This is a genomic window from Flavivirga jejuensis (genome assembly GCF_030540765.1).
Taxonomy (GTDB): domain Bacteria; phylum Bacteroidota; class Bacteroidia; order Flavobacteriales; family Flavobacteriaceae; genus Flavivirga; species Flavivirga jejuensis.
Genome location: NZ_JAUOEL010000001.1, coordinates 191224 through 206850, shown reverse-complemented (window position 1 = coordinate 206850; position 15627 = coordinate 191224). Strand labels below are relative to the sequence as shown.

Annotated in this window: 10 protein-coding genes; 4 read left to right on the top strand and 6 right to left on the bottom strand. The window is 31.7% G+C overall.

The features are described from left to right. Positions 1-205: 205 nt before the first annotated feature. Positions 206-682: a regulatory protein RecX gene (locus Q4Q40_RS00935; RefSeq protein ID WP_303299794.1), complete on the bottom strand. Its 477-nt coding sequence runs from the start codon at positions 680-682 to the stop codon at positions 206-208. 84 nt (positions 683-766) lie between these two features. Here Q4Q40_RS00935 and Q4Q40_RS00930 point away from each other — a divergent pair, with 84 nt between their 5' ends. Further along, positions 767-3043 carry a DUF8693 domain-containing protein gene (locus tag Q4Q40_RS00930; protein WP_303299793.1) on the top strand — a complete coding sequence of 759 codons (2277 nt, stop codon included), beginning with the start codon at positions 767-769 and terminating at the stop codon, positions 3041-3043. A 2-nt stretch (positions 3044-3045) separates the two neighbouring features. On the opposite strand, the gene Q4Q40_RS00925 is transcribed toward Q4Q40_RS00930, so the two are convergent. From Q4Q40_RS00925 to porZ, 3 genes are read right to left on the bottom strand one after another with little or no spacing between them, the layout of a single operon-like run. Next, positions 3046-5457 (bottom strand): TonB-dependent receptor, encoded by a 2412-nt coding sequence (locus tag Q4Q40_RS00925; protein ID WP_303299792.1) that lies wholly within the window; start codon positions 5455-5457, stop codon positions 3046-3048. A gap of 4 nt (positions 5458-5461) precedes the next feature. Then, positions 5462-6181 (bottom strand): DNA repair protein RecO, encoded by a 720-nt coding sequence (recO, locus tag Q4Q40_RS00920; RefSeq protein ID WP_303299791.1) that lies wholly within the window; start codon positions 6179-6181, stop codon positions 5462-5464. Continuing rightward, the gene (gene porZ / locus Q4Q40_RS00915; protein ID WP_303299790.1) at positions 6181-8517 is read right to left on the bottom strand and encodes a type IX secretion system anionic LPS delivery protein PorZ; all 2337 of its coding nucleotides are present in this window, start codon (positions 8515-8517) and stop codon (positions 6181-6183) included. Before porZ ends, recO begins: the two co-directional genes overlap by 1 nt. Before the next feature lie 739 nt (positions 8518-9256). On the opposite strand from porZ, the gene Q4Q40_RS24185 reads away from it, so the two are divergent. Further along, positions 9257-9967 (top strand): hypothetical protein, encoded by a 711-nt coding sequence (locus tag Q4Q40_RS24185; RefSeq protein ID WP_425555840.1) that lies wholly within the window; start codon positions 9257-9259, stop codon positions 9965-9967. Between the two features lie 239 nt (positions 9968-10206). Then, a complete protein-coding gene (locus Q4Q40_RS00905) occupies positions 10207-11628 on the top strand; it encodes an FAD-dependent oxidoreductase (protein ID WP_303299788.1) in 1422 nt (473 codons plus the stop codon). Between the two features lie 179 nt (positions 11629-11807). Here the strand turns inward: Q4Q40_RS00905 and gdhA are convergent, their stop codons facing one another. Continuing rightward, positions 11808-13151, bottom strand: a complete 1344-nt coding sequence (gene gdhA / locus Q4Q40_RS00900; protein ID WP_303299787.1) for an NADP-specific glutamate dehydrogenase — start codon at positions 13149-13151, stop codon at positions 11808-11810. A 409-nt stretch (positions 13152-13560) separates the two neighbouring features. Between gdhA and Q4Q40_RS00895 the strand changes: the two genes are divergently transcribed. Beyond that, positions 13561-14328, top strand: coding sequence for a THC0290_0291 family protein (locus Q4Q40_RS00895; RefSeq protein WP_425555890.1), 768 nt, complete (start codon positions 13561-13563; stop codon positions 14326-14328). A gap of 140 nt (positions 14329-14468) precedes the next feature. Here Q4Q40_RS00895 and Q4Q40_RS00890 read toward each other — a convergent pair whose 3' ends face one another. Beyond that, positions 14469-15608, bottom strand: a complete 1140-nt coding sequence (locus Q4Q40_RS00890) for a cystathionine gamma-synthase (protein WP_303299785.1) — start codon at positions 15606-15608, stop codon at positions 14469-14471. Between the last annotated feature and the right edge of the window lie 19 nt (positions 15609-15627).

The following is a 15627-nucleotide window of genomic DNA, read 5'->3' as shown; positions in this document are numbered from 1 at the left end:
CATTCTAAAAAATAAAGAGTTCTCGACTTTAGCCTGTCTTGAACGTAACCGAAAGGCTCGAACAAACAATTGGGAATTGGGGTGCTAAAAACCCTTAACGACATCACCCCTTCGACCTCAGGATAAACCCAAGATACAGCTTAGTCAAAATAGATTGATTGAAAATAAGGAACAAACTATTGCAAGAACACACAAAACAGCTATATTATGGTATAATCTCATTAGCCTTTTCATACACTAAATGTGATTCCCATCCTTTATATAATAAATAGGCGATTAATTTTTTTCTTTTCTTAAACTTGTCTGTTTCTTTAATTGAATTCATTTTTTTTTCGGCTAAATCATTGAAAACCTCGATATACTCCTCATTTCCTATTTCTCTAAGTGCCTGATTTATATTAACTTTGACCACGTCTTTTTTCTTAAGTTCATAAGTTAAACGACGTCGCCCCCAATTCTTGATTCTAAACTTACCGCTTACAAATGTTTTGGCAAAACGTGCTTCATTAAGAAAGTTATGTTCCAAAAGGTGAACCATGATCACATCGATAGCCTCAGGTATCATGTGCATTCCTTCTAGCTTTTTTCGAACTTCTTGATGACAACGTTCTTGATACGCACAATAATGCTCTAGTTTTCTAGTAGCATCTTGTACCGTATATGTTTTTTTTGATGACTGCATAGTTTTCAAAAATAACAATAGATACATTAACAATAAGAATAAAAATTTATAAAAACCAAATCTTAGATTTTAGCACTTAACACCATGAAAAAAATTACTCCATTAAAATCCCTTACTTTTTTAATTGCATGTTTTTGTGTGGTTACTTTTGGGTATGGGCAAAGCATTTTCACAAACCCAATTACAGGAACAAATCCCAACACTAACAACCCGTATACAACAGGACAAACAATTGATGCGAATATTACCGTTTCGGGAATAAGTCGAGGTGCTGGAATTTCTGGCAATAATGCTAGTAATAGATATAATGCCCGTAGTTGGAATTCAGGCTCAATTGATCTTACGGCATATTTTGAATTTACAATTACTCCTAACTCTGGATATGAAATTGACTTTTCTAATTTTGTTTATACTTCTCAAAGAAGTAATACAAGCATATCTAATTTTGCCTTTAGATCTAGTATTGACGGATACACTTCTGATATTGGAACACCATTATTTAATGGAGCCACTATAGATTTATCTGACACGGCCTACCAAAATATTACCTCTGCCATTACATTTAGGTTCTATGCTTGGGGAGCAGGTGACGCTAACAATACTTTTAGCATCAATAGTTTTACTTTTAACGGAACTGTTGTTCTTCCTACGTGTGCAGGAACAACAACAACTTGGAATGGTTCTGCTTGGGATAACGGTGCACCAGACATTACAATGCCAGCTATAATAAATGGCAACTATAGTGTAAATAATATAACAAGCTTTAGTGCTTGTAGCTTAACTGTTAATACTGGTTTTATTTTAGACGTTGCAAATACTGGCTTTATTGAAATTGAAAACGATGTAATAGTAGACGGGACTCTATCAGTACAAACCCAAGGTAGTTTTGTACAAAATGATAGTGGTGGGACATTTACAGTAAATCCTTCTGGTACTGCTTTTGTAAATAAAACAACTGCCACTAAACAAAATTGGTATTACTATACTTATTGGAGTTCTCCTGTTTCTGGAGAAACCATCGCTGACGCTTTTCCAAATGTAGATGGTGATAGACGCTTTTGGTTTGATGCTTCAAATTATGAAGACTTTAATGGTGATGGTGTTGATGATAATGGTGGTGGTTGGACTTATGCCTTAGGAGGTGATGTTATGAGTCCTGGTGTTGGTTACACTGCTGCTTCTGGTCGATTAGGTTTGTATCCTGGTTCTGATAATGCAAGTTTTACAGGCCCTTTTAATACTGGAGATATCATAACAAGTATTTCGTATAATGGATCCAACATTACAGGTAGTTGGAACTTAATTGGAAACCCTTATCCTTCTGCTGTAGATTTTATTGCTTTTCAAGCAGCAAATTCTACCGTTATTGATGGCACTGCTTATTTTTGGTCTCAAGCTTCACCTCCAGATGCTGCAAACCCTGGAAATCAAAATATAAATTTCAGTAGCAATGATTATGCTACATATGTTGTAGGTACCGGTGGAACTGCAGGAGCTAGTACCTTTACCCCAACTCAATACATCCCTTCTGGACAAGGCTTCTTTATAGCAAGTCTATCCTCTGGAAATGCTACTTTTACAAATGCCATGCGTATGGCAGATGCTACAAGTAATACTCAGTTTTTTAAGAACTCCAATTCAAAAAAGAACGCTTCATCAATTGCCAATAAATTATGGATTAATTTAACCTCTGATAATGGTGTATTTAACCAAATCCTAATTGGTTATGTTCCTGGTGCAACCAATGAAAATGATGGCTTAAAATATGATGCTCCTAAGCTTTTATCAAATGAAGCTGCTATTTTATATTCAAAAATTGAAAATTCAACTAAACCTTTTGTTGTACAAGGAAAAGCAATAAATAGTCTAGATAGTGATGAAACTATTAAACTCGGTTTTAAAACAAGTATTGATATCGCTACTTTATACAAATTATCTATTGCAGATTTTCAAGGTGATTTTCTAACTAATAACCCTATTTATTTAAAGGATAATTTATTAAATAAATTACATGATTTATCTGCATCAGATTACAGTTTTACATCAGAAGTTGGTGAGTTTAATAGTCGTTTTGAAATTGTATTTAACGCCAACGCCTTATCTACTGAAACGAATACTTTAGATTCTAAATCACTTGAAATTGTTGATCTTGGTAAGAATCGTGTCCAGTTTAACGCATCAAATAATCTAACCATAAAAACGGTAGACATCTTTGATTTATTAGGAAGACAGATTTATAGTTTAAAAGGCACTAGTAATTCTGAAACTTATAGTCTTTCTAATTTTAATAGTGCTATTTACATTGCTAAAGTAGCATTATCTAACGGTGCCATTATTACTAAAAAAGCGATTAAAAAGTAATTTTACAAACTATATTTTAAAGACAAAATAAAGTTCCTTCCTGCTGCTGCAATTCCAGAAGAATATGTTTTATAGCGTTGATCTGTAATATTTTCTAAACTGGCAGTCAATGAGGTTGAATTACTTATTTGATATTGTGTTCTAAAATTAAGTGTATACCAAGAAGGACTATACGGATCTCCATTAGCATCAAGTGCATAGATATAGTCTTTCTCTGCTTCAGAAGGCGCTAATTGGTTAAAAGAAAGTTCATTATTATAATTTGCGAACATATCCAATTTTAAATCTTTAGATGTCCAAACCAAATGCGTGTTTCCAAAATTAGGTGCCACATGACGAATAGGCACTTCTATGTCATCTTCTTCTTCTGTTCCTCCAAGGACACTATATTGAGAAGTCAAATAAATTTGATTCGTAATTGCTGCTTTTAAACCAACTTCAAAACCATAGATCCAGGCTTTTGATGCATTTTGAATAGCTTGCACATTACTTAACTCACCATCATAAATAATCTCTGTCTCACCATTTAAATTATAATCTCTACGCACTAAAGCATTGTCTAAATACGTATAATACGTACTCATATCTAACACCACCTTTTTATCAAAATCTAGTTTTACTCCTAATTCACCTCCATAGGCATACTCATGTCTAAGATTATCGTTAGGAACGACAACCGAGCCTGGTTCGGAATCGAATACCTTACCAATATCATCAATATTAGGAGCTCTAAAAGCCGTAGACGCATTAAACTTCCATTGTATGGTATTATTTGGCGACCATCTTATCCCTGCTGTTCCTGTAAGTGCTCCTGCATTGTTTTCAGACGTCTCAAAAGGTAAATTTAAAAAGACATTATTTTCTTTAAAATCGGCCTTAGAAACAACAAGATTATAACGCAAACCAGATTGAAAAACAAACTTAGAGTTTGGTTTGTATTTAATACTAGAATATATCGCTGCCGATTGCCAACTAGATCCGTTTGGATATCTCGAAACTGATGGTGTGCTTATATTGCTAGATATATCTTCTTCTCTTCCATGCGACATCACTTTGTTATAAATATATTCTAGTCCGTAAAAAAACTGTGTTCTGGAAGTCAACCTCTTTTCCAAATCTAAATTAAAGGAATAGGCATCTACTGCTTCCTCCCTAATACTTCTTGCAGTAGATTGAAAATCTCTAGTTATCCTACTTTCTTTAAAATTTTGATATGCTAAAGTTGTTTTAATTTTATCGTACAAATTAGAATTACTACTTAGTTTAGTAACCTGCAGGTTAGACATAAACCATTCTTGGGGACCATAATTCCATTCCGCAGAAAGCAACGTATCATCTCTATATCTTATTAAACGGTCGTATCTAGGGATATCTGATGTTTTAGTATAGTAAAGTCCTAAATCAAAAATTAGATTTTCATGAGGTTCATAACGTACCTTTTGCATCATATTTAATTGATCGTATCCAGAAAATCTTTGAACCAAAGGATCTTCATTTTCTGTGATAACATCTCCTGCATTAGTTATCGAAACAAATTCTGTCCTTAAATAGTCACTTGGTCCGTTTTTACCCATTTTTAAATCTCCAAAATTGGTATAACTACCATTCGTTACAAACGCCCACTTTTTATATCCCAAATTAAAATCGAAATGGCCTGTTTTTTCATTACTAGCCGATGAATACCTTGTTATAATATTCGATGTAAATAATAATGAGTCTGAGTAAGACAATTTAGGTTCCTGGGTATAAAAACTCATAACCCCACCAATAGCATCACTCCCATAGATTACAGAACCAGAACCCAAAGTAACTTCTGTGTTTTGAACAGAAAACGGATCTATAGCAATAACATTTTGCAAATTTCCACCTCTAAAAATAGCATTATTCATTCTTACACCATCAACAGTAATTAACAATCTGTTAGTAGAAAATCCTCTAATCATAGGGCTTCCTCCACCAAGTTGACTTTTTTGAATGAATACTTTTCCTGTATTCTCTAACAGATCGGCGCTTGTTTGCGGATTTGAAAAATGAATACTAGCACCATTTATACTAACTATTCTTTGCGGAATGTCTTTTTTATTTTGTTCGAACTTTGAAGCTGAAATAACAATTTCTTCTAACCCTTGCGTGTTGGAATTTAAATACAATCTATTTGAATTTCCTAACTGAAGTTTCGTTATTTTTTTTAAAACGTGTGATAAATGTTTAAAATAAATTATTTCTGTATCCGTAAAGTTACTTATATCTGCTTCACCTCTAAAATTGGTAACAACACTTTCAGATTTGTCTACATTATAAATAGCGACCCCAAAAATGGGTTCTTTTGTATGTTCACTAAAAACCTTAATGTTTTGACCTTGAGAAGATAAAGAAACAAGTAAAAGGAAGAAAATAGTATAAAAAAATTTCATGCGATTAATTAAAAACTTGATTAAATATCTGCAACGATTTTGGCGTTTTAAAACTACCCAAATGTAATTCAAAATATAGCAATATCATACTTAAAAATGATTGTCTTTGCGTGGCATTAATTTCCACAACAGAAAGCTCATCAAATGTTGTGCCTAATAGCTTTTTTAAAAGTGTTAAATTTTCTCTGGAGATCGTATATCTACCCTGCGATTTTATTTCAAATTTACCTTCTCTTAAATTAAAAAAAGGGTAATCTATATTTTCTGTGTCTGGATAAAATCCTAAATACCGACTTAAATTAAGTAAAAATAACAAATGAAAGTTTGAATATTCAGAATGTGTATCAAGCCACAATAGCGTCGTTTCTATATAACTATAAAGTGTTTCATTTTTTTCTTCTTCTTTTAATGTATTCGATAATACTTCAGATAGAAACATAACGATAGAACTCTTTAAAATATTTGAATGTAGACTTGTATAGATCGTGTTCAACTTCGTTTCCTTTATAGCTTGCAATGATCTATTATTCTTATATACAACAACTAATTGCAACTGCGAAAGCAACTGAAAATAAGCTACTTTAGAGTTTCCTTTTTTACTTTTCAAAACGCCTCTTAACAAGAAGCTAACCACACCTAATTGTTGCGTATAACACCTAACTATTAAGTCGTTATCTCTATATTTTAATTTAGATAAAACGATGGCGTTTGTTGTAATTAGCATTATCTAACAACCATTAATTTTAAAACTTTAGTTTCAAACGAATCTAAATCGGAAAGCATGATTAAATAAACCCCTGAAGCAACAACATTATTTCTCATATTTTTTCCATTCCAATAAGCGGTTCCTCCATCTATTTCGAGGTTATATCCGCCATATCTTTGATTGGTATTAGATTGAGCTTCGGCTACCAAATTCCCTTCAATATCTGTTATTTTAATATTTACATTTTCTGAGATGTCTTTAATCTTAACTTTCTCATCTACGACATTAAATTTTGGTCTTACTGGGTTTGGATACACATGAGCGCTTTCTAAATTTTCAAGTGAACTAGAGCCTCCTGAACGAAAGGACACCAAACCTTTGCTTGTCGCAATATAAACAATACCATTAGCACTATCTAACGAAACATCTGTAATACTATTTGAAGGTAATGGTGAATTATCTTTAGTGAAATGAAATATTGTTTCCTGTCCGTCTGAGGAGAAATAAAACAATCCTGAATCTGAAGTCCCAATCCACTTATTATTTGAACCATCTACCTTAATATCTGTTATATGCTGCTGAAATAATAATTCTTTTGCTATGCCATCTTCTTCAATAATAATGTCTTCTACACTAACATCATTATCGAAAAAGGTTGACGTATTATACAACACACGTAATCCTCTAAAAGTACCTATCCACAATTGATTTCGATTGTCTAATGCTAATGTCGTTACATAAACTGATGGTATGTTTTGTTCTTCTTCTTTAATGCTTTTTAATAATGGACTTCCTGAGTTTTTATTAAATCCAATAAGCCCATACTTATAACTTGCTATCCATATTACACCATTGTCTTCAATTGCTATATCGCCAAAGCCTAAATTTATATCTGGTATAACACTAGTAAAATCAAAAGACTCCCATTCATTATTTGAAGGATTAAACGATTTAAGCGGTTTATCCACCAGGCTTGTTACTGTCCATAATAAACCATTATTATCAAAAGCTGAAGGACCAACACGTATATCAACATAATTGGGTCTTCCTGGTACAATTAAAGACTCTAAACCACTATTTGTTTCGTTATGCAAAATTAGGGGAGTATCTTCATTTAATTCTAACAAACCACTAAAGAATGAGCTTATAAATACTTGACTCGTATTAAACGGGTTTATTGTTATAGTATTTAAACATTTAGCTTCTAAAGCTTCATTATAAGTAGTATTTATCCAGCCTTCGGAGTTTAAATGACTAAAGCCTAAATTATTCAATGGATACGGATTATAAAACAAATCGTGGTCTCCATAGGTAACCCAAAGATTATCTGGACTTGCTTGAATGGAAAAAGGAGTATTTAGAAGTGGTCCTTGAGGGTGTAGTTCTTGGTAATCTAATGGATTTATTAGTGAGGTTTTTAATATACCGAAATCCTTTGTTCCGACATAAGTATATTCTGAATCTATGCTTGCCGAAGTAAATTCTGTATCAAATAGTGAGCTTACTTCAGCCTTAGAAATTAAATTAAAGTTATTATTGTATACAAACACATTATTTTTTGTTGTAACAACTAAATTTTCGTTTACAGCAATAATTTTAATTGGAGCATCGCTATATAAAAACAATTCATTTAAAACATCGTTTACAGCTTCATAGATTCTTCTATTTGTTCCTAAAACATATAATTTATTGTCCAAAGCTTCGACTGCCAAAAAATCCCCTGAAGTAACTACTTGCCAATTTTGATAGTCTATAAGGCTTGAACTAGATGCTAGAGCCTTCCTAATCCCGCCTCCATCCTGACAAGCAGCATAAATATAATCATCAAAAATGGCGGTTTGGTTCACTTGAATTTGGCTTCCTCCATTACCAATAAAGTAGGTATCTCCAAACTCTAATCTTTCTAGATCAAAAACCGAGATCCCGTAGTTTGTTGAAATGTAAACAATATTCTCTAAAACATTAAAATGATTTATTTTTCTCTCTGTCGGAGCTATTGTTGTTTTATCAACAATGTCTACTATAGTTAAAATATCTTCATCATTATCGAAAGCAACTTCAAGCAACCCATTTTCGTAACCAATAATCAAAAGTTCATAGTCTTCACTATATTTAATAGTTGAAATTGTTTCTCCAGACAACCCATTAACGGTGGTAAGTTCTTCCATTTCGTTTGTCTGCGTATCTAAAATGAAAACAGCACTCCCTGAAGCAGCATAAATCTTATTATTTCCTTTTACGACCTCCTTTATATTGTTATATGAAAAATGTCCCTCCCAAAGTCCAGAAAAATCTTGAGCAAATTGAGATAATGGAATTAATAATACTATAGATAAGATGACTCGTTTAATCATAAGCATTTTTATAATTCAAATATATTTATATCTAACGATAAATTCTCAAAATAATATATATTAATGCTCTAATTTTACATTATATTGAAAAAAATTTTAATCTAATTTAAAACATAGTTTGACATTACATAGCTCTAAGATTAAATTATTAATAATTATTTCATCGATACACTGTTTATTTTTTATCATTAAACTGTCATTAGGCAATTTTTTCTTAGTAGATTCTTATGAGTATTACAGTTTAGCAGAAAACATAAAAAACTATTTTGAATTTTATTCTGCAGATATTAATGCATCAACCATAGATCTAGAACATTATACTAAAAGACCTCCTTTTTATAGTATTTTTATTCTATTTTTTTCCTTCTTATTAAACTCAAAGATTACAATTCTAATCGCACAAAACATCCTATCCGTTATAAGTATTTTTTTGTGCATAAAACTATTTGAAAGTTATTACAATAAGATAAATCAAAAAATTCTAATAGTTTTCTTAACGACTTCAATAAGCCAATTTATTTATTCCAACTATATAATGAGTGAAATACTATTTCAGTTTTTAATAGTTATTTTGTTTTATTTTTTTCATCAGATTATTACAAAAAAGAAACTATCTCATCTTTTATATTTCCAAGTTATAGTCATCTTATTATTCTTAACAAAACCTGTTTTTTATTTATTCGTAATACCTAATATTGTTTTATGCATTTGGTTTACAAAGTATATAAATCGCGCATACATGTTCTCTTTATTACCCATAATCGCATGTGCTCTTTATATGAATTGGAACTACCAAAGAACGGGAAGTTCTGATTTTTCTAGTATTCAAAATATAAACATAAAAGGGTACAATTTGTACTATTTTAATATGAGCAAATATGGTGAAAATCATGCTCATAAAATAGACTCTACAATTTCAAATCAAGCCCAAAAAAAACACACTTATGTTGATCAGCAAAATGAGATCAGGAATTTATCATTAAAATACATAAAAAAAGATTTTTTAAGCTATTCAATAGCTCATTTAAAAGGAAGTATTAAAATGTTTCTTGATCCTGGAAGATTTGATATTTACAATTTCTTTGAATTTGAAAACCCTCATAAAGTCGGATTTTTAAAACATCTAAATAGGGATGGTATTAAAGGTGCTTACCAGTATTTTAAAGAACAGCCTCTAATTATCATTATTCTTCTTCCCTTAATATTATTATTTAATATGTTTAAAATAATAGGATTTGTATTGTTTTGGATCAAGCACTATAAAACAACATCTAGTTTATGCTGGTTTATGCTGTTTATTATAATTTATTTCGCAGCTCTAACAGGAATAATAGGAACTTCAAGATTTCTAGTTCCATTATTACCTATATACTTATTGTTTTCTACCATAGGCTATACAACGAAAAAGCCTTTGATTAAATTTAAAAGACCACAATACTATCCTACTTAAATTGACAATGAATATATGTTGTATATTGATAATTTTTATTATCTCAATAAAGATAAAGCTAATAAAAAAATCTTGAAACTAACTCTCCCTGCCTTTGTTGGATACAAGCTGGTCGAGGCAAGGGTAGTTAGTTTGATTTTGCCACACCCAGCACTGCAAAAAAAGGCAGTTCTGACCTCTCCTTTGGAGAGAGGTAAATTGGAAACCTCGACCCAAGGGTCGGAGAATTTTTAGATTAAATGAAAAAAGTCATAGTTATTGGAGCTGGACCTGCAGGACTTAGTTGTGCATACGAGTTAAGCAAAAGAGGAATAGAAGTACTTGTTTTTGAAGCAAGCGACCAAATAGGCGGTATGTCTAGAAGTTTTGACTTATGGGGACAAAGAGTAGATTTAGGTCCCCATCGTTTCTTTTCAAAACAAAAAGAGGTTAATTCTTTTTTTAAAGAGCTAGTAAAAGATGATTTCACTTTAGTAAATAGGCAAACTCGCATTTTTTATGACGGTAAGTATTTTCAATACCCACTAAAGTTTGGTAATGTTATGAAAAACTTATCGTTGATCACCATTTTTCAAATTCTTTGGGACTACTTAATTCAAATAATTAATCCAATAAAAAATCCGAAAAATCTGGAAGAATGGATAAGTAACCGATTTGGGGAAAAACTTTATACTATTTTTTTTAAAAACTACAGCGAAAAACTTTGGGGAATAAAATGCACCCAAATTGATGCAGATTGGGCAGCCCAAAGAATTAAAACGTTGTCCTTAATTCAAGCTGTAATCTCTGCATTATTTAATAATAGAAGTAATAAGCACAAAACATTAGTTGATCAATTTGCATATCCCAAAAACGGCACGGGAACATTATATGAAAAGGCTGCTGAAGCTATCAAAAAACAAAATGGAGAAATTTTTCTTAAAACTCCAGTACAACGAATTTTAATTGATGATATCAATAATCATGCTCATGGTGTAGAATTAAATAATGGTTCAATTATTAAAGCCGATCACATTGTATCTACTATGCCTTTAACCTATTTAGTGAAAGGGATTAAGAATACACCTTTAAAGGTTAGTAAAGCAATTGATTCTCTTTATTTTAGAAATACCGTTTTAGTTTATTTTGAAATTGATAAAAAAAACCTGTTCGATGATAATTGGCTATATATTCATTCTCCTGAAGTAAAGCTTGGAAGAATTACAAATTTTAGAAATTGGTGCCCAAGTCTTACTAAAAAAAAGGATACTACAATTTTAGCATTAGAATATTGGTGTTTTGAAAAAGATGATCTTTGGACTCAAACCGACAATTTAACGATTGATTTAGCTAAAAAAGAACTTTCTCATATCAATCTGATTTCTAAAGAAATTAAAATTATTAATTCTAAAATTATTAAAGTCCCTAAATGCTACCCCGTATATGAAACTGGGTATCAGGAAAATCTAAATACAACTATAGATTTTTTAAAAAATATAAAAAACCTTTTTCCAATAGGTCGTTATGGTGCTTTTAAATATAATAATCAAGACCATTCTATTTTGATGGGACTATTAGCTGCCAATAAGATTACGAATAATAGTCAGGTAGACTTATGGCAAATCAATACAGATACGGAATATCAAGAAGACGGTAAAATAAAAGATGTTTTAGCTTATTAAATACTGTTTCTTAGACTATAATCGTTTGCAAAAAACAGCAATGTTTGGTTGATTTACACAAAAAAGAGGCTGTCTAAAAAGTGTCTTTCAGAATGCATGAAGCATCTTCTTTATTCTGGATAACAAAGCTCATCACTTTTTAGACAGCCTCTTAAAATATAATATTATAAATAGATTTATTACACAACACCTTGTGCCAACATAGCATCTGCTACTTTTACAAATCCAGCAATATTAGCTCCCTTAACATAATCTATGTATCCATCTTCATTTTTTCCATATTCTATACAAGCATCATGGATATTAGACATAATATCTTTCAGTTTTAAATCGACCTCATCTCTAGTCCAATTAAACCTTAATGAGTTTTGAGTCATTTCTAATCCAGATGTAGCTACACCACCTGCATTGGATGCTTTTCCTGGAGCAAATAATATTTTAGCTTTGTGAAATGCAGTTATTGCTTCTTTAGTTGAAGGCATATTGGCACCTTCACTTACACAGATACAGCCATTATTTAAAAGCGTATTCGCATCGTTTTCTTTAAGTTCATTTTGGGTTGCGCATGGTAATGCTATATCACATTTAACTTCCCAAGGTGTTTTTCCTTTAACGAATTTTGCATTAGGATATGTTTCTAAATACTCACTTATCCTACCTCGTCTTTCATTTTTTAATTGCATTACAAAAGTTAATTTTCCAATATCTATGCCTTGTGCATCATAGATATAACCTGAAGAATCAGAAAGTGTTAAAACTTTACCTCCTAATTGTATAACTTTCTCTGCTGCATATTGCGCAACATTTCCAGATCCAGAGATTACAACATCTTTTCCTTTAAAGCTGTCTCCTTTAGTCTCTAGCATTTTTTGTGCGAAATAAACAGTACCATAACCCGTTGCTTCTGGCCTAATTAACGAACCACCCCAAGACATACCTTTACCTGTTAAAACACCAGTAAACTCGTTTCTTAATTTCTTATACATCCCGAACAAAAAACCTATTTCTCTTGCTCCAACACCAATATCTCCTGCTGGCACATCTGTATTAGGTCCAATATGCCTAAATAGCTCACTCATAAAGGCATGGCAAAAACGCATAATTTCGTTGTCACTCTTTCCTTTAGGGTCAAAATCGCTTCCTCCTTTTCCTCCACCCATTGGTAAAGTTGTAAGACTATTTTTAAACACTTGTTCAAATGCTAAGAACTTTAAAATACTCATGTTAACAGTCGGGTGAAAACGTAATCCTCCTTTATAAGGCCCTATAGCAGAATTCATTTGAATTCTATACCCTCTATTAACTCGTATTTCTCCTTTATCATCAACCCAACAAACCCTAAATGTTATAACACGTTCTGGCTCAACCATTCTTAAAAGAATATTTTTACCATAATATATATCATTCTTAATAATATATGGGATAACAGTTTCTGCAACTTCTTCTACAGCTTGTAAAAATTCTGGTTCATGACCATTTCTTTCTTTTACTAAGTCTAAAAATGATTCAATATTACTTTTCATACACACAAAATTGTATTATTATTTATTAAATAGGTGTTTCAGGATGCAAATATACGTTATCTTTAAAAATTACATTGTTTTTTTTTGAAATTCGCAATAAATAATTCCAACATGTTTCTAGGAATATTTAATTATCTATTAAGTTTGTTTTATTTCAATTTAGTTGGAAAAATCCATTAATTTTTGTTTGTTTGACGATAATATTTGTTTGTTTAACAGGTTTTTCTATATTAGTTCTCTATTAATTTGTTTTATTTCAATTTAGCTGGAAGAATCTATTAATTTTTGTTTGTTTAACGATAATATTTGTTTGTTTAACGAGTTTTTCTATATTTGTTGTCGATAATGCCTCAAAAAAAACAAAAACATTGCTATGCTTAACATAAAACATTTGGTTTCTGCTTTTTGCATGTTTCTTATCTTTCAAACAGTCAGTGCTCAACTAGGTTTTTCTCATGAAATTGGCGTTATTACTGGCCCTATACAATTTAGATCAGATTTTGGAAGTCGAAAGGATACAAAAACTAATCTTGGGAATTCTGGATTTGGAATAGGAGTTGTTCATTATATAAACTTCTCTTATAGATCAGATTGTAACTGCTATACTACTGATACTTTTTTTAATGATCATTTTAAATTAAGAAATGAAATATCTTGGAATAAAACCAAGCTTGAACATTTTGGAGAGTTTGTTGATCCTAGTAAAACAAGTGTAAATGCAGATCAATTAAGAGGTCATAAAGGTGTTTCTCAAAATTTAGACATAGGTACACAACTTGAATTCTATCCTTTTAGCATTCGTTCTTTTCAATCTTTTGGCTATAGATTCGCTCCTTTTGGAAGTTTAGGAATTCATTATACAGCTTTTACTCCAGAAGTTAGCACCACTTACGAAAACCCTGATCCCCTTTTAACTGGAAATGTTCTTGAGCCTAGTAATTTTTATTCTGAATGGGATCCTGGGTCGGTAGACGCCTCTCCAGGTAGCACATGGTCTTTAGTTTCTAGTGTAGGTGTAAGGTACAAGCTTACTAAAATTTCAGATTTAATGCTTGATTTAAGATTTCAATACTATTTTAATGATTGGGTTGACGGTCTTAATCATCAATTGGATTTTAACAAAAGCAGCGATTGGCTATTATGGCTTAATGTTGGTTATATTTTCTATTTAGATTAATAAAAGTTAAACCTCAAAGCAATACATCTCACACACTAAAACAAAGATTTGTTCAGCTTACAATTTTAAAAGCGCTTTGCAAATTTCTCTAAATTGAGTTTTTCTGCCACGCAATAAGCGTGGACGACAAATAAAGTAGTTTATTTTAAAGCTTGCTCCAGGTCAGCAATTAAATCATCAACATCCTCTATTCCCACACTTAATCTAATCAAAGAATCTACAACACCAGTTTTTTCTCTTTCTTCTTTTGGTATACTTGCATGTGTCATACTTGCTGGATGCCCCGAAAGCGATTCTACACCTCCTAAAGATTCTGCTAAAGTGAAAATTTTCAAATTTTCAACAATTCTAATCGATTCTTTCATGTTATTTCCTTTGGTAGTAAAAGAGATCATACCACCAAAATCTTTCATTTGAGATTTAGCAATATCATGATTAGGGTGATTTTCAAAACCAGGCCAATATACATTTTCAATTTTTGGGTGATTTGCTAAAAACTCAGCAACTGCTTTACCATTTTCGCAATGGCGTTGCATTCTAATATGCAATGTTTTTATTCCTCTTAACACTAAAAAGCTGTCCTGAGGCCCGCAAACAGCACCACTAGCATTTTGTACAAAGTATAGTTTATCTGCCAGTTCTTTATCCTTAACTATTAAAGCACCCATAACAACATCGCTATGACCTCCCAAATATTTAGTGGCAGAATGCATTACAATATCTGCACCTAAATCTAAAGGTTGTTGTAAATATGGTGTAGCAAATGTATTATCTACTGCTAGCAAAATTTTATGCTTTTTTGAAATGGCAGAAACAGCTTTAACGTCAATAATATTCATCATTGGATTGGTTGGTGTTTCAACCCAGATTAGCTTAGTGTTTGTATTTATATAGGTTTCAATATTCGAAGCATTTTGCATACCTATGAAATGAAACTTTATTCCAAAATCTTGAAAAATCTTTGTAAACAGTCGAAAAGAACCTCCGTATAGATCGTTTGTAGAGATAACCTCATCACCAGGCTTCAAAAGCTTAATAATAGCATCAATAGCAGCCAATCCCGAACCAAAAGCCAGTCCATATTCTCCATTTTCGATACTCGCAAGAGCATTTTCTAAAGCATTCCGAGTTGGATTATGTGTTCTGGAATATTCATAGCCCTTATGCCCTCCTGGAGTTGTTTGAGCATACGTAGACGTTTGATAAATTGGAGGCATTACCGCACCATAAGCTGCATCATGTTCTTGACCTCCGTGGATTACCTTTGTGTTAAATTTCATTTTTAAAAAATTTAACACA